This window comes from Pseudomonas sp. 29 (assembly GCF_002754355.1).
GTDB classification, from domain to species: Bacteria; Pseudomonadota; Gammaproteobacteria; order Pseudomonadales; family Pseudomonadaceae; genus Aquipseudomonas; species Aquipseudomonas neuropathica.
In genome coordinates this window covers 4,120,897-4,145,422 of sequence record NZ_PEEY01000001.1, presented here as the reverse complement: position 1 = coordinate 4,145,422, position 24,526 = coordinate 4,120,897, and the positions used below count along the sequence as shown (strand labels likewise).

The 24,526-nt window shown below is 58.9% G+C and carries 22 protein-coding genes; 10 read left to right on the top strand and 12 right to left on the bottom strand.

The window, feature by feature from the left end:
- Positions 1-7 precede the first annotated feature (7 nt).
- From ydcS to CLU80_RS19075, 6 genes are all read left to right on the top strand, one after another.
- Entirely contained in the window at positions 8-1,159 is a 1,152-nt protein-coding gene (gene ydcS, locus CLU80_RS19105) for a putative ABC transporter substrate-binding protein YdcS (protein ID WP_099758096.1), read from the top strand.
- 364 nt (positions 1,160-1,523) lie between these two features.
- The gene (locus tag CLU80_RS19100) at positions 1,524-2,561 is read left to right on the top strand and encodes an ABC transporter ATP-binding protein (protein WP_099758095.1); all 1,038 of its coding nucleotides are present in this window, start codon (positions 1,524-1,526) and stop codon (positions 2,559-2,561) included.
- Between the two features lie 16 nt (positions 2,562-2,577).
- The gene (locus CLU80_RS19095) at positions 2,578-3,498 is read left to right on the top strand and encodes an ABC transporter permease (RefSeq protein ID WP_502694640.1); all 921 of its coding nucleotides are present in this window, start codon (positions 2,578-2,580) and stop codon (positions 3,496-3,498) included.
- Positions 3,488-4,312 (top strand): ABC transporter permease, encoded by an 825-nt coding sequence (locus CLU80_RS19090; RefSeq protein ID WP_093436751.1) that lies wholly within the window; start codon positions 3,488-3,490, stop codon positions 4,310-4,312. The genes CLU80_RS19095 and CLU80_RS19090 overlap by 11 nt, the downstream gene beginning before the upstream one ends.
- A 165-nt stretch (positions 4,313-4,477) precedes the next feature.
- The gene (locus CLU80_RS19080) at positions 4,478-5,902 is read left to right on the top strand and encodes a gamma-aminobutyraldehyde dehydrogenase (RefSeq protein ID WP_099758093.1); all 1,425 of its coding nucleotides are present in this window, start codon (positions 4,478-4,480) and stop codon (positions 5,900-5,902) included.
- A gap of 225 nt (positions 5,903-6,127) precedes the next feature.
- On the top strand, positions 6,128-7,612 hold the full coding sequence (locus CLU80_RS19075; RefSeq protein WP_093436757.1) for an APC family permease: 1,485 nt from the start codon (positions 6,128-6,130) through the stop codon (positions 7,610-7,612).
- Between the two features lie 58 nt (positions 7,613-7,670).
- On the opposite strand, the gene CLU80_RS19070 is transcribed toward CLU80_RS19075, so the two are convergent.
- On the bottom strand, positions 7,671-8,228 hold the full coding sequence (locus CLU80_RS19070) for a hypothetical protein (RefSeq protein ID WP_099758092.1): 558 nt from the start codon (positions 8,226-8,228) through the stop codon (positions 7,671-7,673).
- A gap of 5 nt (positions 8,229-8,233) precedes the next feature.
- Complete coding sequence (locus tag CLU80_RS19065; RefSeq protein WP_099758091.1) at positions 8,234-8,815, bottom strand: ComF family protein; 582 nt, start codon at positions 8,813-8,815, stop codon at positions 8,234-8,236.
- 346 nt (positions 8,816-9,161) lie between these two features.
- On the opposite strand from CLU80_RS19065, the gene CLU80_RS19060 reads away from it, so the two are divergent.
- Entirely contained in the window at positions 9,162-9,674 is a 513-nt protein-coding gene (locus CLU80_RS19060; RefSeq protein WP_099758090.1) for a BRO-N domain-containing protein, read from the top strand.
- Positions 9,675-9,724: 50 nt separating this feature from the next.
- Here CLU80_RS19060 and CLU80_RS19055 read toward each other — a convergent pair whose 3' ends face one another.
- Entirely contained in the window at positions 9,725-9,910 is a 186-nt protein-coding gene (locus CLU80_RS19055; protein ID WP_007908956.1) for a hypothetical protein, read from the bottom strand.
- Between the two features lie 392 nt (positions 9,911-10,302).
- On the opposite strand from CLU80_RS19055, the gene CLU80_RS19050 reads away from it, so the two are divergent.
- Positions 10,303-11,931: a glucan biosynthesis protein D gene (locus CLU80_RS19050; protein ID WP_099758089.1), complete on the top strand. Its 1,629-nt coding sequence runs from the start codon at positions 10,303-10,305 to the stop codon at positions 11,929-11,931.
- Positions 11,932-12,138: 207 nt separating this feature from the next.
- On the opposite strand, the gene CLU80_RS19045 is transcribed toward CLU80_RS19050, so the two are convergent.
- From CLU80_RS19045 to CLU80_RS19035, 3 genes are all read right to left on the bottom strand, one after another.
- On the bottom strand, positions 12,139-13,245 hold the full coding sequence (locus tag CLU80_RS19045) for an NADH:flavin oxidoreductase/NADH oxidase (RefSeq protein WP_099758088.1): 1,107 nt from the start codon (positions 13,243-13,245) through the stop codon (positions 12,139-12,141).
- A gap of 269 nt (positions 13,246-13,514) precedes the next feature.
- Entirely contained in the window at positions 13,515-15,224 is a 1,710-nt protein-coding gene (gene recJ / locus CLU80_RS19040) for a single-stranded-DNA-specific exonuclease RecJ (RefSeq protein ID WP_095050352.1), read from the bottom strand.
- Between the two features lie 55 nt (positions 15,225-15,279).
- On the bottom strand, positions 15,280-15,822 hold the full coding sequence (locus CLU80_RS19035; RefSeq protein WP_007908961.1) for a YaeQ family protein: 543 nt from the start codon (positions 15,820-15,822) through the stop codon (positions 15,280-15,282).
- Positions 15,823-15,968: 146 nt separating this feature from the next.
- On the opposite strand from CLU80_RS19035, the gene CLU80_RS19030 reads away from it, so the two are divergent.
- The gene (locus tag CLU80_RS19030) at positions 15,969-17,168 is read left to right on the top strand and encodes a CaiB/BaiF CoA transferase family protein (protein ID WP_099758087.1); all 1,200 of its coding nucleotides are present in this window, start codon (positions 15,969-15,971) and stop codon (positions 17,166-17,168) included.
- On the top strand, positions 17,095-18,075 hold the full coding sequence (locus CLU80_RS19025) for a TIGR02285 family protein (RefSeq protein WP_175559645.1): 981 nt from the start codon (positions 17,095-17,097) through the stop codon (positions 18,073-18,075). The genes CLU80_RS19030 and CLU80_RS19025 overlap by 74 nt, the downstream gene beginning before the upstream one ends.
- Positions 18,076-18,251: 176 nt before the next feature.
- On the opposite strand, the gene CLU80_RS19020 is transcribed toward CLU80_RS19025, so the two are convergent.
- The 6 genes from CLU80_RS19020 to dsbC all read right to left on the bottom strand — a co-directional run bounded on the left by CLU80_RS19020 (position 18,252) and on the right by dsbC (position 24,359).
- Positions 18,252-18,533 carry a DUF3509 domain-containing protein gene (locus CLU80_RS19020; protein WP_093436783.1) on the bottom strand — a complete coding sequence of 94 codons (282 nt, stop codon included), beginning with the start codon at positions 18,531-18,533 and terminating at the stop codon, positions 18,252-18,254.
- A 164-nt stretch (positions 18,534-18,697) separates the two neighbouring features.
- The gene (locus CLU80_RS19015; protein WP_099758086.1) at positions 18,698-19,105 is read right to left on the bottom strand and encodes a response regulator; all 408 of its coding nucleotides are present in this window, start codon (positions 19,103-19,105) and stop codon (positions 18,698-18,700) included.
- 117 nt (positions 19,106-19,222) lie between these two features.
- Positions 19,223-20,596 carry a transporter substrate-binding domain-containing protein gene (locus CLU80_RS19010; protein WP_093436791.1) on the bottom strand — a complete coding sequence of 458 codons (1,374 nt, stop codon included), beginning with the start codon at positions 20,594-20,596 and terminating at the stop codon, positions 19,223-19,225.
- 120 nt (positions 20,597-20,716) lie between these two features.
- Positions 20,717-22,126 (bottom strand): threonine synthase, encoded by a 1,410-nt coding sequence (gene thrC / locus CLU80_RS19005; RefSeq protein ID WP_093436796.1) that lies wholly within the window; start codon positions 22,124-22,126, stop codon positions 20,717-20,719.
- A gap of 66 nt (positions 22,127-22,192) precedes the next feature.
- Positions 22,193-23,497 carry a homoserine dehydrogenase gene (locus tag CLU80_RS19000; RefSeq protein ID WP_093436800.1) on the bottom strand — a complete coding sequence of 435 codons (1,305 nt, stop codon included), beginning with the start codon at positions 23,495-23,497 and terminating at the stop codon, positions 22,193-22,195.
- Positions 23,498-23,627: 130 nt separating this feature from the next.
- Positions 23,628-24,359 carry a bifunctional protein-disulfide isomerase/oxidoreductase DsbC gene (gene dsbC, locus CLU80_RS18995; protein ID WP_007908974.1) on the bottom strand — a complete coding sequence of 244 codons (732 nt, stop codon included), beginning with the start codon at positions 24,357-24,359 and terminating at the stop codon, positions 23,628-23,630.
- Positions 24,360-24,526 lie beyond the last annotated feature (167 nt).

The following is a 24,526-nucleotide window of genomic DNA, read 5'->3' as shown; positions in this document are numbered from 1 at the left end:
TTCAACCATGTTCGTGCACAAGACCGCACTGCTCAGTGCAATCACCACGGCCCTGCTGGCCAGCGCCAGCCTGCAAGCGGCCGAGCCGTTAAAGGCTGTCGGTGCTGGCGAAGGTCAGCTGGATATCGTTGCGTGGCCGGGTTACATCGAACGTGGTGAGAGCGACAAAGCCTATGACTGGGTGACCGGTTTCGAGAAAGAAACCGGCTGCAAGGTCAATGTGAAAACCGCCGCCACCTCGGACGAAATGGTCAGCCTGATGGCCAAGGGCGGTTACGACCTGGTCACCGCGTCGGGCGATGCCTCACTGCGGTTGATCGTCGGCAAACGGGTGCAACCGATCAACACCGCGCTGATCCCGAACTGGAACACCCTCGACCCACGCCTGAAAGATGCGCCGTGGTACGTGGTCAACCAGCAGACTTACGGCACCCCGTACCAGTGGGGACCGAACGTGTTGATGTACAACACCAACGTGTTCAAGACTGCGCCGACCAGTTGGAACGTGGTGTTCACCGCTCAGGATCTGCCCGACGGCAAGCCGAACAAGGGCCGCGTGCAGGCGTATGACGGCCCGATCTACATCGCAGATGCGGCGCTGTATCTGAAGTCGACCAAGCCTGAACTGGGAATCAAGGATCCGTATCAACTGACCGAAGATCAGTACAAAGCCGTGCTTGATCTGTTGCGCGCACAGCAGCCGCTGATCCACCGCTACTGGCACGACACCACGGTGCAGATGAGCGACTTCAAAAACGAAGGCGTGGTCGCCTCCAGCGCCTGGCCGTATCAGGTCAACGGCCTGATGAACGAGAAACAGCCGATTGCTTCGACCATTCCCAAAGAAGGCGCCACCGGCTGGGCCGACACCACCATGCTCCACGCCGAAGCCAAGCACCCGAACTGCGCGTACAAGTGGATGGACTGGTCGCTGAAACCGAAAGTCCAGGGCGATGTGGCGGCGTGGTTTGGTTCGTTGCCGGCCGTTCCTGCGGCGTGCAAAGAAAGTGAGTTGCTTGGCGCTGAAGGTTGCAAGACCAACGGTTTCGACCAGTTCGACAAGATCGCCTTCTGGAAAACCCCGCAGGCCGAGGGTGGCAAATTTGTGCCGTATAGCCGTTGGACCCAGGACTACATCGCGATCATGGGCGGCCGCTAGCTCTCAATAACGACGCGGCCTGCCCCCTTTCCCCCTTGGGGGAGAGGGCTGGGGTGAGGGGGTAGCTTTTGCCTTTGCTCTTGATCTCAGAGCAATGACCGAAACCGCCACCCTCACCCCCCGCCCTCTCCCGAAGGGAGAGGGAGCTCAAAGCGGATCGCATTCACCGTTAGATGCCGATCGCTCCCACGCTCTGCGTGGGAATGCATCACCGGACGCTCCGCGTCCATTTGCACGAGGTGACGCAGAGCCTCACAGGCAGCATTACCACGCAGAGCGTGGGAACGATCATTCGAAAGACTGTTTTTTCAAAAGGCTGGGCAGGGCCGCTGCGACGGCCTTCGCCTTTTTGGAGCACCGCACCATGACGCTTGCAGTCCAGTTCACCAACGTTTCCCGGCAGTTCGGCGACGTAAAAGCCGTTGACCGGGTTTCCATCGATATCGAGGACGGCGAGTTCTTTTCCATGCTCGGCCCATCCGGCTCGGGCAAAACCACCTGCCTGCGGCTGATCGCCGGGTTCGAACAACCGAGCGCCGGTTCGATCCGCATTCACGGGGCCGAGGCGGCCGGTTTGCCGCCGTATCAACGTGACGTCAATACAGTGTTTCAGGATTACGCGCTGTTCCCGCACATGAAAGTCCTCGACAACGTCGCCTACGGTTTGAAGGTCAAAGGCATCGGCAAAACCGAACGGCATAAACGCGCCGAAGAAGCGTTGGACATGGTCGCCCTCGGCGGTTACGGCGCACGCAAACCGGTGCAGTTGTCCGGCGGTCAGCGCCAACGTGTCGCCCTCGCCCGCGCCTTGGTCAATCGCCCGCGTGTGCTGCTGCTCGACGAGCCGCTTGGCGCCCTCGACCTGAAACTGCGCGAACAAATGCAGAGCGAACTGAAGAAGCTGCAACGCCAGCTCGGCATCACTTTCATCTTCGTCACTCACGATCAAACCGAAGCGCTGTCGATGTCCGATCGCGTCGCCGTGTTCAACAAGGGCCGCATCGAGCAGGTCGACACGCCGCGCAACCTGTACATGAAACCCACCACCACATTTGTCGCTGAATTCGTCGGTACCTCGAACGTGATTCGTGGCGATCTGGCGCGTGAAATCAGCGGTCATCCGCAGCCGTTTTCGATCCGCCCGGAACACGTGCGGTTTGCCGAAGGCCCATTGGCCAGCCACGAAATCGAAGTCAGCGGGTTACTCCACGACATCCAATATCAGGGCAGCGCCACGCGTTATGAACTGAAACTGGAAAACGGCCAGACCCTGAGCATCAGCCACGCCAACACTCAGTGGCTCGACAGCAGCGCGCAGCATCAGACCGGCCAGCGCCTGAGCGCACGTTGGGCGCGGGAAGCGATGATTCCGTTGCACGACACCGTGGCGAGCGGGGTTTGATATGAGCACGCTCGCGATGACTGCCTCGCCGCCGTTGCGCAGGTTTTCCAACCTGCTCTACCGCAAGCCGAACCTGTATCTGTCGATGCTGCTGGTGCCGCCGCTGCTGTGGTTTGGCGCGATTTATCTCGGCTCGCTGCTGGTGCTGTTGTGGCAAGGTTTCTACACCTTCGACGACTTCACCATGGCGGTCACTCCCGACCTGACCCTGGCGAATTTTGCCGCGCTGTTTCAGCCGTCGAACTTCGACATCATCCTGCGCACGTTGAGCATGGCCATCGTTGTGTCGATCGCCAGTGCCATCGTCGCGTTCCCGATCGCCTACTACATGGCGCGCTACACCACGGGCAAGACCAAGGCGTTTTTCTACATCGCGGTGATGATGCCGATGTGGGCCAGTTACATCGTCAAGGCGTATGCGTGGACGTTGCTGCTGGCCAAGGGCGGTGTGGCGCAGTGGTTCGTGCAGCATCTGGGGATGGAGCCGGTGTTGCAGTTCATTCTGGGGATTCCCGGCGTCGGTGGCAGCACCTTGTCGACCTCGCATCTGGGGCGGTTCATGGTGTTTGTGTACATCTGGCTGCCGTTCATGATCCTGCCGATTCAGGCCTCGCTGGAACGTCTGCCGCCGTCGCTGTTGCAGGCTTCTGCCGACCTCGGCGCCAAGCCGCGCCAGACCTTTATGCAGGTGATTCTGCCGCTGTCGATTCCGGGCATTGCGGCCGGTTCGATCTTCACGTTTTCGCTGACCCTGGGCGATTTCATCGTGCCGCAACTGGTCGGGCCACCGGGCTACTTTGTCGGCAGCATGGTCTACGCGCAGCAAGGGGCGATTGGCAATATGCCGATGGCGGCGGCGTTTACGTTGGTGCCGATTGTGTTGATCGCGGTTTACCTGTCCATTGTCAAACGATTGGGGGCTTTCGATGCGCTCTGACTCTTCATCACAAGGGCAGGCCTCACTGGGCTTAAAAATCGCAGCCTGGGGCGGGTTGGTGTTTTTGCACTTCCCGATCCTGATCATCTTTCTTTACGCCTTCAACACTGAAGAAGCCGCGTTCAGCTTTCCGCCGAAGGGCTTCACGCTGCACTGGTTCAGCGTGGCGTTTTCGCGGCCGGATGTTCTGGAGGCGATCAAGCTTTCATTGCAGATCGCAGCCATCGCCACGTTGATTGCCATGGTGCTCGGTACGCTCGCGTCAGCCGCGCTTTATCGCCGGGATTTCTTCGGCAAGCAGGGCATCTCGCTGATGCTGATTTTGCCGATCGCGTTACCGGGGATCATCACCGGGATCGCGCTGCTGGCAACCTTCAAGACGCTGGGGATCGAACCGGGGATGTTCACCATCATCGTCGGCCACGCGACCTTCTGCGTGGTGATCGTCTACAACAACGTCATCGCCCGCCTGCGGCGCACTTCGCACAGTTTGATCGAGGCCTCGATGGACCTCGGCGCCGATGGCTGGCAGACGTTTCGCTACATCATCCTGCCGAACCTTGGCTCGGCGCTGCTGGCCGGCGGCATGTTGGCGTTTGCGCTGTCGTTCGACGAAATCATCGTCACCACGTTTACCGCCGGGCATGAACGCACGTTGCCGTTGTGGCTGCTCAACCAGCTCAGCCGCCCACGGGATGTGCCGGTGACCAATGTCGTCGCGATGCTGGTGATGATGGTGACGATGCTGCCGATTTTGGGCGCTTATTACCTGACCCGGGGTGGCGAAAGCGTTGCCGGTAGCGGCGGCAAATAAACATCTGAAAGACACCACTTTCCCCTGTGGGAGCGAGCTTGCTCGCGAAGAGGCCGTCACATCCGACATTGATGTCGACTGACACACCGCTTTCGCGAGCAAGCTCGCTCCCACAGGGTTATCGATTCGGCCAGAACAATAAAAGTATTAGTGAGGACAACAGACATGCAAACCAAACTCTTGATCAACGGCCAACTGGTCAACGGCGAAGGCCCGGCACAACAGGTGCTCAACCCCTCGCGCGGCGAAGTCCTGGTGGAGATCAACGAAGCCACTGAAGCTCAGGTCGACGCCGCCGTACGCGCTGCCGACAACGCGTTCGCCGACTGGTCGCAAACCGCGCCGAAAGACCGTTCGCTACTGCTGCTCAAACTCGCCGACGCCATCGAAGCCCACGGCGAAGAACTGGCCAAGCTCGAATCCGACAACTGCGGCAAACCCTACAGTGCCGCGCTCAACGACGAGATTCCGGCGATTGCCGACGTGTTCCGTTTCTTCGCCGGCGCCAGCCGTTGCATGAGCGGCTCGGCCGCTGGCGAATACCTGCCCGGCCACACCTCGATGATCCGCCGCGATCCGGTGGGCGTGATCGCCTCCATTGCGCCGTGGAACTACCCGCTGATGATGGTCGCCTGGAAAATCGCCCCGGCACTGGCGGCCGGTAATACCGTGGTGCTCAAACCGTCAGAGCAAACGCCTCTGACCGCGTTGCGTCTGGCTGAACTGGCGTCGGAAATATTCCCGGCCGGTGTACTCAATCTGGTGTTTGGTCGCGGTCCTACCGTTGGCAGCCCATTGGTTACGCACCCGAAAGTGCGCATGGTTTCGCTGACCGGTTCGATCGCCACAGGCGCCAACATCATTTCCAGCACCGCCGACAGCGTTAAACGCATGCACATGGAACTGGGCGGTAAAGCGCCGGTAATCATCTTCGATGACGCCGATATCGATGCGGCGGTGGAAGGCATTCGCACCTTCGGTTTCTACAACGCCGGGCAGGACTGCACCGCCGCGTGCCGGATCTACGCGCAGCAAGGCATTTACGACAAATTCGTCGAGAAGCTCGGCGCGGCGGTCAGCAGCATCAAGTATGGCTTGCAGGATGATCCGTCGACTGAACTGGGGCCGTTGATCACCGCGCAACATCGCGACCGCGTTGCCGGGTTTGTCGAGCGTGCTGTGGCGCAGCCGCACATTCGTTTGATCACTGGCGGTAAGGCTGTTGACGGTAACGGCTTCTTCTTCGAGCCGACGGTGTTGGCCGATGCGCAGCAGGACGACGAAATCGTCCGCCGCGAAGTGTTTGGGCCGGTGGTTTCAGTGACCAAGTTCACTGATGAAGCGCAGGCGTTGGAATGGGCTAACGATTCCGACTACGGCCTCGCCTCCTCCGTGTGGACGGCAGATGTAGGACGCGCGCATCGCATGTCGGCGCGGTTGCAGTACGGCTGCACGTGGGTGAATACGCACTTCATGCTTGTCAGCGAAATGCCCCATGGCGGTCAGAAATTGTCTGGTTACGGGAAAGACATGTCGATGTATGGACTGGAGGACTACACCACGGTTCGGCATGTGATGTTCAAGCACTAAGCCTTTAAAAGCTTCGCGAGCAGGCTCGCGCCCACAGGAGTAAGTATTCCAAATGTGGGAGCGAGCCTGCTCGCGAAGGCGTCACCCCGGTATCAGGAAAGAAACCGGCACTACGCACCACCAGGATTCCACACCTAACAATAACTACCGAACCGGGCGGCGCCCACAAAGCCCCGCCACGGCCTCGGCCATCCGAAATCTGCCGATTTCACGGAGCAATCACACATGAGTGCCTCACCCGATCTCGCCGCAGCCGTTGCCGACAGCGATGCCGAACAACTGCGCAAACTGGGCTACACCTCGAACTTCAACCGCAGCATGAGTCTGTGGGAAAACTTCGCCTTGGGCTTCACTTATCTCTCACCGGTCGTAGGGGTTTATACCCTCTTCGGTCTGTGCCTCGCCGCCGGCGGGCCACCGATGTTCTGGGCCTATTTGCTGGTCGGTTGCGGCCAGTTGCTGGTGTGCCTGATCTTCGGCGAAGTGGTTTCGCAGTTCCCGATTTCCGGCGGTGTTTACCCTTGGGCACGCCGATTGGTCGGCAAGAAATGGGCATGGATGGTCGGCTGGATCTACTCCATCGCCCTCTGCGTCACCATTGCTGCAGTTGCGGTCGGCGCTGGCCCGTATCTGGCCGCCATGCTCGGTTTTGAGCCAAGCAACAACACCAACATCGTCATCGCCCTGGTGCTGACCCTGTTCGCCACACTGGTCAACCTCAGCGGCACCAAAGTGCTGGCGCGTATCGCTATGTTCGGCTTCCTCTGCGAACTGGTTGGCGCAGTGATCGTCGGTGTTTACCTGTTGGTGTTCGAGCGTCACCAACCGCTGAGCGTGCTGTTCAACACCTTCGACATCAGCGTTGACGGCTCATACCTGCCGGCCTTCCTCACCGCATCGCTGGCGGGGATGTTCCTCTACTACGGCTTCGAGGCCTGCGGCGACGTCGCTGAAGAAACCCCGAACCCGAGCGCAAAAATCCCGGTGGCCATGCGCATGACCATCTACATCGGCGGCATCGCGGCAATGTTCGCCTGCCTGGCGCTGATTCTCGCCGTGCCGGACATGCAAGCGGTGATCAACGGCACCGACAAAGACCCGGTCACCACCATCCTCAACAACGCCTTCGGCCCGGTCGGTTCGAAAGTGGTGATGGGCGTGGTAATGATTTCCTTCATCTCCTGCGTCATCAGCCTACAAGCAGCGGCAAGCCGTCTGCTGTACTCCTACGCTCGCGATGAAATGGTCATCGGCAGCCGACTGCTGAAAAAGATTTCTCCTACCACCCAAGTACCGGTTGCCGCACTGTTTGTGTCCGGCGTCCTGCCGGCACTGATCATCGCCCTCGGCTTCTTCCTGCAAGACGCCGTGGCCACCATCGTCAGCTTCGCCGCCATCGGCATCTACCTCGCGTTCCAGATGATCGTCCTGGCCGCACTGTACGCCCGCAGTAAAGGCTGGAAGCCGAGCGGCAAATTCACCCTCGGCGCATGGGGCTGGCCGGTGAACATCGGCGCGCTGGTGTATGGCGTTGGCGCGATCATCAACATGGCCTGGCCACGTACGCCGGATGCGGCATGGTATGTGAACTATGCGATGGTGTTAAGCACGGCGATCGTGATTGGCTTGGGCTTGGTTTATATGTGGATTGGCAAGCCGTATGACCATGGCAAGGCGCCGGCTGGGGATGCTTGGAAGGTGAGTCGCTAAGAGCCTGCGATCCCGGCACCGACAAGGTGCCGGGGTTCAGGAAAGCCAAGAAACATCATCAAAAAGAAAGCTCTGCCTGATCGTGCTTCAACAGTGAAATACGGTCGAACAGTTTGATTTTTTCATTGGCTTTTTGCTTGGCGTGATCGGACATGAATGCAATCAACTCTTCGAGCTGACTGACGTCTCCGACAACCTTGAATTCCTTTTCCTTGTTGACGAAAACAAGCGACTTCTTCTTTCTCGACAACAGTTCAATGACGTTACTGAGCGTACCGGTGCTCTTTGCGTCCCAGATCATCAAACCGTAGTCAGCTGCCTCGGCCATGACAACGTCTTTCTCGGTGAAGAAGGCTCTCGACCCCTTGGAATGCTTGGAGTCGACTGTTCTGGCGGGCCACTGTCCAAGGTTATTCCTCGGAGCAGAACCGCTGCAGAACACCGTAGTTCTGGATCGTTCGAGACTCAGCAGGTACGCCTGAATGGAGGTATCGGCGCCTCCTGCATCCCCAATTACCACCTCAAACTCAGACGCCACGATATTATTGATACGCTCTTTAACCTTCGGATCAAGGTTCTTGATGTTGATAGAGCCGGCAATAAATACAGTCGTCATTGAGTTCACTTCCAAGTTAGCGCTGCGACGTAAATTTTCCCTACCTTCGGATATTTACGCAGAACAGCGCAGGCCGCGTCCATCGACGCCCCGCTATCAAACAAATCATCTACAACCAAAACATTCCAGCTTCCATCGGTGGTGATTTCATCATTGACGCTGAAACTGTCTCCAATCGCGGCAACCTTGTCGGCTTTGGAATGTAAATCCTTGAGCGACTTTCCCGTGGTCGCTTTTCGAAGCAAATCCGTGAAAACCGGCCGACCGATAATTCGGCCCAACGCCAGGGCAACTTCAGTTACCGGTTGTCGCTGACGAATATTTGAAGCGGGCATAGGCACTACAAACCCCACCTGATTCAGCTTTGGGAACACATTTGTCGCTACCGCTTGGGCAAGTGGACTGACCTGAGTCCAATCCTTCTGGTATTTGAGCTGGTAGGTCGCCTCGCCAATCTCAGTGCGCCGATTATCGAAGCATGGGTGTCCGCGATCATCGTTGCCAAGAAAGGTACTACTTACCATGTGTTTGTCCAGCACCCAGCCCTGATCCCAAGGGCCGTTGATCTGCTTGAGAGACACCTTCATTGAATTCTCCTTTATTCGTAACAATCCTTTGAGCCCTGAAACCAAGGGCCGGGCATCTGCAGCGATGCGCAAGATTCAAACAAATAACGGAAAAAACACTGGTTAGGAGCGGTCTCGCCAGCTCCTATGCAAAAACAGGCATTTCCTACAGATACGACCCTCAGAGATAAATCCTCTTTCCTACAGAAGGTATCGATATAGCCGACTTGGCGTCGTAGGTTGCTAGCCGATAGGCTTTCTCTCGGCAGCGAAATCAGCGGCCCGGTGTCGAAGCCGGAAGAAAATCAACATGGCGCAACCGCGCTCATTTGAGTGGCGGCTCTATTCTCGATATTGGAGTCGACAAATGCCTAACCACGTACAAATTCCTTCTGAAACCTCCGCTTTCTTCACCCCCACCGTCTTCACTCGCCATAACCGCTTCCTCCACGCCTTCATGCAAGATCACGAAGCCTGGTTCTGCGTGCAGGATCTCGGTCGCTTGATGGGTTATCCCCTGAACGAACGCCTCACCCTGAAACTCGATCCCGACCAGCGTCGCCATGTCCTTCTGCGTCGGGACGGCGAAATCATCGATTGCGCGATGGTCAGCGAATCCGGCCTGTTCGCCCTGCTCGTCCATCACTTCGTTCCGGAAAACAGACACCTGCGCCAATGGCTGAGCCATGAAGTCATCCCGATGCTGCGCGACACCCATTCAAGCCCAGTGGGAAACCATCCGAGCCTGAGTTCGATGCATTGGGCAGGCGTCACCGTGCCGTTGCTGCACTGGCAACATCAGGCGTGGGTCAAATGGCGGGATGTTCCAGAGTTGATAAACGGCCAGCGGCCGTATCCAGTACTGGGAACGTGTAGCTGATCCAAATAAAAAAGGGGCGGACCTTTCAGTCCGCCCCTTTTTATTTCCACTCAAAACCGCGAAACACTCCGCATCGCGTCCACCAGATAGCGCATCGCAATCCGGTCATTCTCCGAAAGCTCCCGATAACGCTCCACCAGCTTCACTTCGTCAGAGCTGAGCCGACGCCTTTTGCGGCCGCTGCCCAGGCAAGGAAAGATGCCCAACATGTCGGTGATCCCTTGTATTTTTGCCATGGACGATGTCCTTCAATACTTCAAAGAATTGCTAAACCACCACATCGCCCTGCCCCTTACAGCAGCGCCGTGTGCCCTACCGGTCAGCACCGGTCATGCCCATAGAATAGAAATTAAATCGGCGCTGAAAAGCGGTTTTTAGAGTAATTAGTCGAAAAAAGCAGATATGCCGTGTAAATCAGAATGCCCTGTCAGATGTTTAACCGACATGTCTTGTTTCATTGACACACTGGCGCGGTGAATCAACGAATTTTGCATTGCGAGCGAACCGTTTAAGCTAGCGGGCATCTGTTAATAGTCCGTTGCGTTTGGCCGAAGGCTTGTCCGAACCGTTATTTCTGATCCAGCACGTGCCAGGAACGGCGCGGGATTGCACACGACAGGTTGTATATATGCACCGCAGGAATTTGCTCAAAGCGTCCATGGCCATTGCGGCTTACACCGGTCTTTCGGCCACTGGCCTGCTGGCCAGCCGTGCATGGGCGGCCAATGGCGGCGCCGCCGATGGCGAGGCTCAGGCCTTCGACTTCGAAGCGCTTAAGCGCCAGGCCAAGCAACTGGCCGGCAGCGCCTATCAGGACACCAAACAGGTGCTGCCGCCAACCCTGGCGACCATGACCCCGCAGAACTTCAATGCGATCCGCTACGACGGCGAGCATTCGCTGTGGAAGGAAAACAAGGGTCAGCTGGACGTGCAGTTCTTCCACGTCGGCATGGGGTTCCGTCAGCCGGTGCGCATGTACAGCGTCGACGCCAAGACGCGCACTGCCCGCGAGGTGCATTTCCGCCCGGCGCTGTTCAACTATGAAAACACTTCGGTCGACACCCAGCAGCTCAAGGGTGACCTCGGTTTTGCCGGCTTCAAGCTGTTCAAAGCGCCGGAGCTGGATCGTCACGATGTGTTGTCGTTCCTCGGCGCCAGCTATTTCCGTGCGGTAGACGCTACTGGCCAATATGGCCTCTCGGCGCGCGGCCTGGCGATCGACACTTACGCCAAGAAACGCGAAGAATTCCCTGACTTCACCAAGTTCTGGTTCGAGACACCGGACAAGAACGCCACCCGATTTGTGGTGTATGCCCTGCTCGACTCGCCGAGTGCCACTGGCGCTTACCGTTTCGACATCGACTGCCAGGCCGAGCGCGTGGTGATGGAAGTCGATGCGCACATCAATGCGCGTACGGCGATCGAGCAATTGGGCATCTCGCCGATGACCAGTATGTTCAGTTGTGGCACCCACGAGCGCCGCATGTGCGACACCATCCACCCGCAGATCCACGACTCGGATCGTCTGGCGATGTGGCGCGGCAACGGCGAGTGGATCTGCCGCCCGCTGAACAACCCGGCGACCCTGCAATTCAATGCGTTTGCCGACACCGATCCGAAAGGCTTCGGTCTGGTGCAGACCGACCATGAATTCGCCAACTATCAGGACACCGTGGACTGGTACAGCAAGCGCCCGAGCCTGTGGGTAGAACCGACCACGGCGTGGGGCGAAGGCTCTATCGATCTGCTGGAAATCCCTACCACCGGCGAGACTCTCGATAACATCGTCGCGTTCTGGACCCCGAAAAAACCGGTGGCTGCCGGGGATTCGCTGAACTACGGCTACAAGCTTTACTGGAGCGCATTGCCGCCCGTGGGCACGCCGTTGGCACGGGTGCACGCGACCCGTTCCGGCATGGGCGGATTCACCGAAGGCTGGGCACCGGGAGAGCATTACCCGCCGGTGTGGGCGCGTCGTTTTGCCGTGGACTTCACTGGCGGTGGTCTGGATCGACTGCCGCAAGGCACCGGAATCGAACCGGTGGTGACGTGCTCGAACGGCAAGGTGCAGGATTTCAGCGTACTGGTGCTGGATGACATCAAGGGCTATCGGATTCTGTTTGACTGGTACCCGACCAGTGACAGCGTGGAGCCGGTGGAGCTGCGGTTGTTTATTCGCACCAACGATCGCACGTTGAGCGAGACCTGGTTGTACCAGTATTTCCCGCCGGCGCCGGACAAGCGTAAGTACCCTTGAGGGTTCTCCGGCGTCTGATTGGGCCTCATCGCGAGCAGGCTCACTCCTACAGGGTTATGTGTCGTTAACAAGATGTGTGTGCGACGCAGATCAACTGTAGGAGTGAGCCTGCTCGCGATAGCATCCGCCCAGTCAGCACAAAAACACCCAACAGAAACAAAGCCCCGGCCATCACTGACCGGGGCTTTTTGCTTTTTCACAACTCACTCAATCGCGCAAATCAGACTCATGAATCGGCTGATCACGATGCGTTGCCCGTTGATATTGCGCCGGCCACACCGCTTTGCGCCCCCCCAGATCATCGTCGGCATGCAGTGGCCAGTAAGGATCACGCAGCAGCTCCCGAGCGAGGAAAATGATGTCAGCCTGACAGGTGCGCAGAATATGCTCGGCCTGCGCCGGCTCGGTAATCATTCCCACGGTGCCGGTGGCGATGCCTGACTCTTTGCGCACACGCTCTGCGAAGCGCGTCTGATAGCCCGGCCCGACCGGAATTTCCGCGTTGGCCGCCGTCCCGCCCGACGACACATCGATAAGATCCGCGCCGAGGGTGTGCAGACGTCGCGCCAGTTCCACGGTTTCATCCGGGTTCCAGCCGTCTTCCACCCAGTCAGTGGCCGACACGCGAACAAACACCGGTAACTCCTCCGGCCAGACCGCCCTCACCGCTTCGGTCACTTGCAGCACCAGACGAATGCGGTTCTCGAACGATCCCCCGTACTGATCGCGACGCTGATTACTCAGCGGCGAAAGAAACTGGTGCAGCAGATAACCATGCGCCGCGTGTACCTCGACAACGCTGAAACCCGCCTTCAGCGCGCGTTTGGCGGCGTCGACAAACGCCTGAATGACGTCGGCGATCTGCCCTTCATCCAGCTGTTTCGGTTGCGTGTGCTGCGGATCGAAAGCAATCGGTGACGGGCCGACCGGTGTCCAGCCGCCATCATCGGGTTTGACACTGCCATGCTTGCCGATCCACGGCCGATGGGTGCTGGCCTTGCGCCCGGCGTGGGCCAGTTGAATCCCGGCGACCGCACCTTGGGCGGTGATGAAGCGGGTGATGCGTTGTAGCGGATCGATCTGTTCGTCGTTCCACAGGCCAAGGTCTTCGGCGGTGATCCGCCCGTCGGCCGTGACCGCCGTGGCTTCGGTAAATACCAGACCCGCGCCACCTACCGCGCGACTGCCGAGGTGTACCAGATGCCAGTCGTTAGCGAGGCCGTCGACACTGGAGTATTGGCACATCGGTGACACCGCGATGCGGTTGGGCAGGGTCAGTTGGCGCAGAGTGAAGGGTTCAAGCAGCAGACTCATGGGGCACCTCTCAAATCAGTGGGCAGGCTCCAGGGTTCTGTTTGAATAGTCGACGAGTGACAGGAAAAAGATGCAGCACCCGCCCCCGCGGGCAAAAAATTCGACAAGACGTCACAAGGCCAATCAAGCAGTGCTTAGAGCCTAGTCGACAACCGGGGATGAGGGAGGGTTCAGAGTGATTCAGTGTGTGAAAGGACGCTTTCGCGAGCAGGCTCGCTCCCACAAAGGACGACACCGTACCTGTGGGAGCGGGCCTGCTCGCGAAGGGCTTAGCGCGGTTCGATGTGGGCAATCATCAACTGAACAGTCTCGTTACCCCGAAACTCGTTAACGTCGAGCTTATAAGCCAGTTCAACCCACTGAATCGTCGGGTTCGGCCAGATATCACGGTCAACGCCAAAGGCAATACCATCCAGCTTCACCGAGCCACATTCGCTCTTCAGCACCACTTTCAGGTGCCGTTCGCCGACCACTCGCTGTTCGACCAACTGAAACACGCCATGAAACAGCGGCTCCGGGAAGTGCTGCCCCCAAGGCCCGGCATGGCGCAAGGCGCGCGCCAGTTCGAGGTGGAATTCTTCAACCGCCAGCGTGCCATCGGTCAGCATGCGCCCGGTCAGATCTTCTTCGCGAAGTTGCCTACGCACCTCAGCGTCAAAGGCCTCGGCGAAAAGCGGAAAATTCTCCTGCGGCAAGGTAAGACCAGCGGCCATTGCGTGGCCACCATACTTGGCGATCAGGTTCGGATGCTGCGCCGCCACCACGCTCAACGCGTCACGAATGTGGAAGCCTTGCACCGAACGCCCGGAGCCCTTGAGCAAGCCATCACCGGCATCGGCGAAGGCAATGGTCGGACGGAAATAGCGCTCTTTCATCCGCGACGCGAGAATCCCGATTACACCCTGGTGCCACTCCGGGTCGAACAGGCACAGACCAAACGGCATCGATTCGACCGGCAAGTCCTTGAGCTGCGCCAGCGCCTCGCGCTGCATGCCTTGTTCGATAGATTTGCGATCCTGGTTCATGCCGTCCAGTTGCGCGGCCATTTCCCGGGCCAGGTTGGCGTCGGCAGTGAGCAGGCATTCGATGCCCAGGCTCATGTCATCCAGACGTCCGGCAGCATTCAGGCGCGGGCCGACAATAAAGCCGAGATCGGTGGAGGTAATGCGCGCAGCGTCTCGCTTGGCCACTTCAAGAATCGCTTTGATCCCCGGCCGTGCGCGCCCGGCGCGAATCCGCTCGAGGCCTTGATGCACCAGAATCCGGTTGTTGGCGTCCAGCGGCACCACATCGGCAACGCTGCCCAGCGCCACCAGATCGAGCAGTTCACCGATGTTCGGCTGCGGCTTGTTCTCGTACCAGCCGAGACTGCGCAAACGTGCACGCAACGCCATCAACACATAGAAAATCACCCCGACGCCGGCCAGTGCCTTGCTCGGGAATTCGCAGCCGGGCTGGTTCGGGTTGACCAGTGCATCGGCCAGCGGCAGTTCATCGCCAGGCAGGTGGTGGTCGGTGATCAGTACTTTGAGGCCGGCCTTTTTAGCAGCGGCCACGCCTTCGACGCTGGAGATGCCGTTGTCGACGGTGATCAGCAATTGCGGTTCGCGGGTCAGTGCGACCTCGACGATTTCCGGGGTCAGGCCGTAGCCATATTCGAAGCGGTTCGGCACCAGATAATCGACGTGCGCCGCACCGAGCAAGCGCAAACCAAGCATGCCGACGGTACTGGCGGTCGCCCCGTCCGCGTCGAAGTCGCCGACGATGAGGATGCGCTGGCGTTGCTCCAGCGCCGTCACCAGCAGGTCTACCGCCGCATCGATGCCCTTGAGTTGCTGAAACGGGATCAACCGCGCCAGGCTCTTGTCCAGCTCCGCCTCGGACTGCACGCCCCGCGCCGCGTACAAGCGGGTCAGCAAGGGTGGCAGATCACCGAGAAACGGCAGAGTGGCAGGCAGTTGACGAGGTTCGATACGCATGGGGTGACAGAGACTTCTCTTGATTACGTGGGATTATTGCGGTGGTGATGCGGGATCAGCCGCGCTCACCTTGCAGCCATTGCAACTGGACTTCGTGCTGACCACGGTCGTCGGTGACAAAGATCGTGCCTTCGCTGATCATCACGTCCCACTTGATGACGCGGGGCATGTCCTTGGCCAGCGTCTCCAGCACTTCCTGAGGGACGGCCGCGATGTTGACGTTTTTCAGGTTCTTGATCGCCGGGATCACCTTGGTTTCCCAGACGCGCAAGCTGCCGTAAGCGAGCAAGCTGGTGCGCTCGGTGCGACGCGAGCACCAGGTCAGGCGATCAGCGTCAGGCTGGCCAACTTCGATCCAGTGCAGAACACGGTCGTCCAGGCTCTTTTCCCACAGTGCAGGTTCATCCACGTCTGACAGACCGCGACCAAACGACAACTGCTCGTTGTACCAGAGGGCGTAGGCCAGCAGTCGCACGGTCATGCGCTCTTCGGTTTCCGAAGGGTGACGGGCGATGGTCTGCTTGACGCTCTCGTAGACACTGCGGTCGAGGTCGGTGAGGTTCAGTTCAAATTTGTAGGTAGTGGACGGCTGGGCCATGAACGGGCTTCTTGATACGAGGAAAGTCGGCAAGTCTAACCGATGCAGTAGGCAATCATCGAATTGATGGCGATCAAGCTGCGGCGTCTGACAGCCGGCTATGTTAAAACGCTGTATCTGCTTAGCCTTGTCCTACAGGATTCAGTATGCCGTTCGCCAACAAACCGCTCAGCGGTGTGAAAGTCATTGAATTGGGTACATTGATTGCCGGGCCGTTTGCCTCGCGCATTTGCGGCGAGTTCGGCGCCGAAGTGATCAAGATCGAATCGCCCGACGGCGGGGATCCATTGCGCAAGTGGCGAAAACTGTATGAAGGCACGTCGCTGTGGTGGTTCGTCCAGGCGCGCAATAAAAAGTCGCTGACGCTGAACCTCAAACACCCTGACGGCTTGGCGATCCTGAAAAAACTGCTCAGTGAAGCCGACATCCTCATCGAGAACTTCCGCCCCGGCGTGCTGGAAAAACTGGGCCTGGGTTGGGAAACCCTGCACGCGTTGAACCCGAAACTGGTGATGGTGCGCCTGTCCGGTTTTGGCCAGACCGGGCCGATGAAGGATCAGCCCGGCTTCGGTGCGGTGGGTGAGTCCATGGGCGGCTTGCGCTACATCACCGGTTTCGAGGACCGCCCACCGGTGCGCACCGGAATTTCCATTGGCGATTCGATTGCCGCGCTATGGGGCGTGATCGGCGCGCTAATGGCGCTGCGTCATCGCGAAGTCAATGGCGGCACAGGCCAGGTTGTCGATGTCGCGTTGTATGAAGCGATTTTCGCGATGATGGAAAGCATGGTGCCGGAGTTCGACGTGTTCGGTTTTATCCGCGAGCGCACCGGCAACATCATGCCCGGCATCACGCCCTCCTCTATCCACACCAGCGCCGATGGCAAACACGTGCAGATCGGCGCCAATGGTGACGCGATCTTCAAACGCTTCATGCTGATCATCGGCCGTGAAGACCTGGCCAATGACCCTACGCTGGCCAGCAACGACGGGCGTGACAATCGTCGCGACGAGTTGTACGGCGTGATCGATCGCTGGGTCAATTCGTTGCCGCTGCAATCCGTGCTCGACCTGCTCAATCAGGCCGAAGTACCGGCCAGCCGGATCTTCAGCGCCGAGGACATGTTCAGCGATCCGCAGTACCTGGCCCGAGAGATGTTCCTGCAGGCCAAGCTGCCCGGCGGCAAAGATTTCAAGATGCCGGGCATCGTGCCGAAACTCTCAGAGACACCCGGCAGTTCGGAATGGGTCGGACCGCAATTGGGTGAACACAATGCGCAGGTACTTCACGATCTTGGCTACGACGAGCGCCAGATCGCCAAGTTGCGCGAAGACGGAGCCATTTAAGCTGAAACGCCGGCAGACATCGCACACCAACCGCGCCCATCACTGGTGGACGTGGCGGTTGTTCGGCTTGTTGTTTTTACTCATGTTGTCGAACGGCGCGCAGGCGAAACCGACGCTGACCTGGTTACTGCGCGACCTGCCGCCCCTGACCATTTTTGAAGGCCCGAAAAAAGGCCAGGGTGTCATTGATCACCTCATGCCGATGCTGATTGCCGGCATGCCGCAATACGAACACAAGTTGATGCGAGTCAATCGAGCCCGAGGCATCCAGATGCTTCACGAAGCCTCCTTCACCTGCGACCCGTCGCTGATCTGGAGCAAGGAGCGCGCGCAATGGATCGCGTATTCCATCCCGGCCTTCCGCGCCGTCAGTAATGGGCTGGTGGTGCGTCAGAAAGATCGCGAAGTGTTGGCACCGTTTCTCGTGGAAGGTGAAATCGATCTGGCATCGCTTCTAGCCAATGGCCAAGTGAAAATCGGTGTCGTGGCGGAACGCAGTTACGGTGCAATAGTCGATGACTTGCTGCGCCAGGCCCCCACGGACGCCCTGACGCCTCATTACGGCAACGAGGCCCTGAACAATCTGCTGCTGATGCAGCGCCTGGGACGATTACAGGTGGTGCTGGGCTATTGGCCAGAAATTCGTTATCAGGCTCATCTGGCGCAAATCGCCGAAGACGAGTTGCTGTTTTATCCGATCCGCGGCACCGGTAAATACCTGTCGGGCTACATCGGCTGCTCCGACACACACCAGGGCCGTCAGGCAATCAGCGAAATAAACCAACTGCTGCGCACCCTTCCCCACGATCAACTGAACCAGTTGTACGCCGACTGGCTGGACCCCGCGATGCGAAGTGACTACCTCGAACAGGCCCGATCGTTCTTCGAGCAACAAGCGGCGCCATGAGCAAATCGCAGACAAAAGAAACCCCGAGAAGTGGGGAGACGACTCGGGGTTAAACGTGGCCTACATAAAGACCCGTAGCAGCAAGCGACAAGCACCGGAGCACAATGCTTGATCCTGCTGTTACCGGGTCTGACTGACAGGGATGCAGGAAGGTTCCCACAAAAAATATTTCATCTTTACAGCGCCGCACGTTTATCCAGCGCGGCGTTGCGCAATGCCGCGATCACACAGGGTTCCAGCCTTCCCTCCGCAATCAGAACGTCGCGGTGCAAACCGTCAACGACATCGGTCAACTGGCGCTTGTCGGTCAGTTGTGCCTGATTGAATTCGCGTTCCACCACAATGGCGCCGTGACTGTTCTTCAAGGTCACCAGGCATTCGCCATGGGAACCGTTTGGAGACAACGAAACCTGATACGGGCTCAGAGCCTCACCGAGCAATAGACTGATACTTTCCATCTCGATCTCCACTCAATAGTCCGAAAACTGTGTGCCTGGGGCGTGTTCACAATAAATGACCACCGGCCCGAGAAGAAAGTTCTGCATACCGATCGCTCCGCTCCTGGAGTCACCGGTCTGTCAGAGCATGCACGGCGAAGATGACAGAAAAATAACCGTCCCCGTCAAACCTGGAGAGTTGGCGAAGCGGCGCTCAGGTAACTGTCGAGCAAACCGCGCATCAGCACCGCCGACACCGGGGTTTGCAGGCGCCCCAGCAGCCGCAGGCGGTGTTCACACAGCAAAGGCTCTAGATCGTTCAGCAGGCTTGGCGCGACCGCCCCCAGCAGGATCAACGCACGCGCCTCATGCCGTGTCGCCAGATGATGAATCAGCGCCAGGCCATCGCCACCCTTGAGTTGCGGATCGCAAATGGCGATGTCGACCGCGCCGCGATGGCCCAGCGAAGACAGCGCAGAGGCCAGCGACGGCGCCGTCAGCACGTCATAGATGCCAATGGCATTGAGCATTTGATGCAATGCCATCAGCTGGAACGGATTGGGTTCAAGTATCAGGACTTTAAGCGAGCGCATAAGCGACCTCTGGAGGCGACAATCGCGGACTCTCACCGCAGTTGTTGTCACTCTAGGGCAGCCGTCCTAAGCCTCCCATCGGAAAAGTAGTCGCGTCTTATAGGACATTTCCCATCTTCATTGCAGACATCGACACCCGCTCTCTGTACGACGCAGGGTGATGTCCGTCCAGCCCCCCAAAAGTCCACGCAGTTTGCCGTCGGCGCTGTAGAACGGCACTGTCCACTGATAGACCTCGCGGGGACCACTCTTGAATTGCAATCGGCGCTTGCTGAAGCGCGACTTGCGGGTACGCAACTGCACCAGGAACTCGTCGTGCAGCATCAGCGCCGTAGCCTGCGGCAGCGCGTCAACCTCGATCAGCAACTTCCCCAGCACCTGATCCAGTCGAATCGACAAGGCCTCCTCATAGCTGCGATTGCACATGATCAGCCGCCCTTGCAGATCACGGACGAACACCGGGTCGGGCATGGAGTCGATCAACGCGTGCTGAAACGCCAGTTGATCGCCCAGATCCTTTTCCGCCGCGCGACGCAGTTTGATCACGGCCGTCAGTCGCCGATTCCATATCAGGAAAAGCAGGCCAAACACGCCGAGTCCGCCCATGCCCCAGCAACCCCATTCGAGCATCTGCTGCCAGACCGACGGCACGGGCACCGGTGCAACACCCTCAAGCCATTTCAGCCGGATCGCCCGTAACTCCGCCGCAGGAAAAGCCTCAAGGGCCTTGTTGAGAATACTCAAGAGCACTGGCATGCCTTTACGCACGGCCAGGTTATCCGCTTCCCATTTACCTTCGACCAGACCGCCCACCTTGAGCAACCCCAAAGGATACAGCTGAGCGCCGATTTCGTTCTCGATGGTGGCGTAAGCTTCACCGCTCTCGACCAGTGCTCGCGCCTCAGCGTAGGTCTTGACCGAGCGAATCTCGATCGACGGGAAGTCACGCCGGATCATGTCTTCCAGCGCATGCCGGGCCGGCAGCACCAACACCCGTTGACTCAATTGCTCAAAAGCCTCCAGCCGGGGCGCGTCAGCGCGGCCGACAAACACCCAGCCCGCACCACCAAATGCATGGCTGTAATCCAGAAACGCCTTGCGCTCCTCGCTCATGGCCAGGGTCGTACTGATATCCGCCGATCCGCTTTCCAGACGTTCGAGCATGTGATCGGTGGAAAACGACTCCTGATGCACAAAACGCAACCCGGTCATCGCCGTCACGCGCTTGAGTACATCATTATTCAAGCCGCTCCACTGCCCGTGCTCATCCTGGAACAGATACAACGGGTACTGCAACGACGTCACCTTCACCTCGGGGTTGTCTCGAATCCACTGACGCTCGTGCGCAGCCAGTTCGATGGGCTGGACCCTGGAAGTCGCGGCATCGTCATGCAGCGCCAGTTGCGCCGCCTCGCTGCTGCGCATCAAAGCCAGTAATCCGAACAAGAACAGCCCACTCAGTGCCGGTTTCAAACCTCTATAAAACAGCATTGCCACTTCCTTCGTGATCGACTCACCCGTCCTTCGTGGGTGAAAACCCGCACAGTGTGGCAGCAGAAACAAAAAAGCCCGTCAGGAGACGGGCTTCAAAATGTGACAGCTTTTACCGGCTTAAAGCGGCTTGCCGCGGTTGCCATGCTGGCTGACAAAGGCTTGCACGGCTTTCAGCTCGTTTGGCAAAACGGTGCAACGCTCGTTTCGCTCAAACAAATCAGAAAGATGTGCAGGTAGCTCGAGCGCTTTTCCTACACCGGCTTTCTCTACCGCATCCGGGAATTTCACCGGATGTGCGGTGCCGAGAATCACCATCGGGATATCGAGGCTACGACGGCATTCGCGCGCGGCCTTGACGCCGATCGCGGTATGCGGATCCAGCACTTCACCGGTCTGCTCGTAAACTTCGGCGATGGTTTCGCAGGTTTGCGCGTCGTCCACGGCCAGCGAGTCGAACAGCTTGCGGGCTTCGGTCCAGCGTTCTTGCTCGACGCTGAAACCACCACCCTGCTTGAACGTGTCCATCAGACCGGCGATGGCCGCGCCGTTGCGACCGTGCAGGTCGAACAGCAGGCGTTCGAAGTTCGACGAGACCATGATGTCCATCGACGGCGACAGCGTGGCGTGCAGGGTTTCCTTGACGTACTGATTGCCGCTCATGAAGCGGTGCAGGATGTCGTTGCGGTTGGTGGCGACGATCAACTGGTTGATCGGCAGGCCCATGTTGCGCGCCAGGTAACCGGCGAAGATGTCGCCAAAGTTGCCGGTCGGCACCGAGAACGACACCGAACGCGCCGGACCGCCCAACTGCAGGGCCGCGTGGAAGTAGTAGACGATCTGGGCCATGATCCGCGCCCAGTTGATCGAGTTCACCGCCACCAGACGCGTGCCTTTGAGGAAGCTCTGGTCGGCGAAGCTCGCCTTGACCATTTCCTGGCAGTCATCGAAGTTGCCTTCGATGGCGATGTTGTGGATGTTCTCGCCGAAAATCGTGGTCATCTGGCGACGCTGCACTTCGGACACACGGTTGTGCGGGTGCAGAATGAAGATGTCGACGTTTTCGCAGTGCTTGCAGCCTTCGATGGCCGCCGAGCCGGTGTCACCCGAGGTGGCGCCGACGATGACCACGCGCTCACCGCGTTTTTCCAGCACGTAGTCGAGCAGACGACCGAGCAGTTGCAGAGCGAAGTCCTTGAACGCCAAAGTCGGGCCGTGGAACAACTCCAGCACCCATTCGTTGCCGTTCAACTGACGCAGCGGCGCCACGGCGCTGTGCGAGAACACACCGTAGGTTTCTTCAAGGATCTTTTTGAAATCGGCATCCGGAATGCTGCCGGTAACGAACGGACGCATCACCCGGAAGGCCAGCTCGTGATACGGCAGGCCGGCCCACGAAGCGATTTCTTCCTGAGTGAAACGTGGCAGGTTTTCCGGAACGTACAGACCGCCGTCGGTGGCGAGACCGGCCAGCAGGACGTCTTCGAAATTCAGGGCCGGTGCCTGGCCGCGGGTACTGATGTAACGCATGACTGACTCCAATGGAGAGTGTTCACGACACCCGCCCCGTGCACGGGACGGGTGCAGGACAACGACTTAGTTCAGGTGCTCGACGCGGATCCGGACAACCGGACCATTCACGCCGGCCAGGGCTTCGAGGGCGGCGATCGCATCGTTGATACGTTGCTCGACCACGCGGTGGGTCAGCAGGATCATCGGCACCAGACCGTCTTGCTCTTCAACTTCCTTCTGCATGATCGACTCGATGTTGATGCCGCGCTCCGAGAGGATGCTCGCCACCTGAGCCAGTACACCCGGATGGTCCTTGGCCTGGATGCGCAGGTAGTAGGCGCTTTCGCAGGCTTCGATCGGCAGGATCGGATGGGCCGACAGCGAATCCGGCTGGAATGCCAGGTGCGGTACGCGGTTTTCCGGGTCGGAAGTCATGGCGCGAACCACGTCGATCAGGTCGGCAATTACCGACGAGGCGGTTGGCTCCATGCCGGCGCCAGCGCCGTAGAACAGCGTCGAACCAGCCGCATCACCGTTGACCATCACCGCGTTCATCACGCCGTTGACGTTGGCGATCAGGCGATCGGCCGGGATCAGCGTCGGGTGCACGCGCAACTCGATGCCGGCGGCAGTGCTGCGCGCCACGCCGAGGTGCTTGATGCGGTAGCCCAGCGCTTCGGCGTAGTTGACGTCGGCGGTGGTCAGTTTGGTGATGCCTTCGGTGTAAGCCTTGTCGAATTGCAGCGGAATGCCGAACGCGATGGAGGCCAGAATCGTCAGTTTGTGCGCGGCGTCGATGCCTTCAACGTCGAAGGTCGGATCGACTTCGGCGTAACCCAGTGCCTGGGCTTCGGCCAGCACGTCTTCGAAGGTACGGCCCTTCTCGCGCATTTCGGTGAGGATGAAGTTACCGGTGCCGTTGATGATCCCGGCGACCCAGTTGATGCGGTTGGCGGACAGGCCTTCACGGATCGCCTTGATCACCGGAATGCCACCGGCCACGGCCGCTTCGAATGCCACGATCACGCCTTTCTCGCGTGCCTTGGCGAAAATCTCATTACCGTGAACGGCAATCAGAGCCTTGTTCGCGGTGACCACATGCTTGCCATTCTCGATGGCCTTGAGTACCAGCTCGCGGGCAACGGTGTAGCCGCCCATCAGCTCTATGACGATGTCGATCTCAGGGTTCGTGGCCACTTCGAAGACATCGTTGGTAATCGCAATACCGGTCGTCTGGAACTGAGGCTTTGGCGTGCGCATGGCAATTTGTGCCACTTCGATTCCACGCCCGGCACGACGAGCAATTTCCTCGGCGTTGCGCTGAAGTACGTTGAAGGTACCGCCACCGACGGTCCCTAACCCACAGATGCCTACTTTGACCGGATTCACTGTGAACTCCCCATAAAACGGCCGACGCGGGGTCGGCCGGAAAACAACCGCGTGCTCGCGGCTCTCTATTGATGGCCCGGCGATGCAGCTGCCGGACCATGATCGTCACGGCTGACCGTGACGATGCGAATCACTTCGCGCCCAGTGCCAGTTTGGCGACTTGTGGCGCAGGCTGGTAGCCCGGAATCACTTGTCCGTCAGCCAAAACGATGGCCGGTGTGCCGTTCACGCCGATCGACTGACCTAGGGCGAACTGCTTGGAAACCGGGTTATCGCACTTGGCGGCCTTGATCTCCTTGCCATCGACCATTTTGTCCATGGCGGCTTTCTTGTCTTTCGAGCACCACACGGCTTGCAGTTGCTCGTCACCCGGCGAGTTCAGACCCTGGCGCGGGAACGCAACGTAACGCACTTCGATGCCGCGCTTGTTCAGCTCCGGCACTTCGGCGTGCAGCTTGTGGCAGTACGGGCAGGTGGTGTCGGTGAACACGGTGATGTGCGACTTGGTTTCGCCCACGGCCGGGTAGACCACGGTTTCGGCCACCGGGATGGCATTGATCAGTTTGGAGATGCCCAGGCGTTCGGTCTTCTCGGTCAGGTTGACCGGTTTGCCGTCCTTGAGCTGGAACAGGTAACCCTGAACGATGTACTGGCCATCGGCGCTGGCGTAGAGCACGCGGCTGCCCTTGAGCTTGACTTCGTACATGCCCGGCAACGGGCTGGCGCTGATGCTTTCTACCGGAACCTCGAGTTCGAGTTTTTCCAGGCTTTGACGAATGGCTTTGTCGGCCGCGTCATCGGCGACGGCAAAGGTACTGACCAACGCAATGGCTGCGGCGGCGAAAATCTGGGTCAGACGCATGAGAACTCCTGAAGGCGGACAAATGGATCGATCAGAACGCCCGTGCCGGAACACCGGGTCATAACCGTCCATCGTGCAAACCGGCAAAGCCTAACACATAAGGTCACGGTGGCCGAATGCGCCTGTCGCCACTCTTTCAGGACTGCACAGATCCTTGTGGGAGCGAG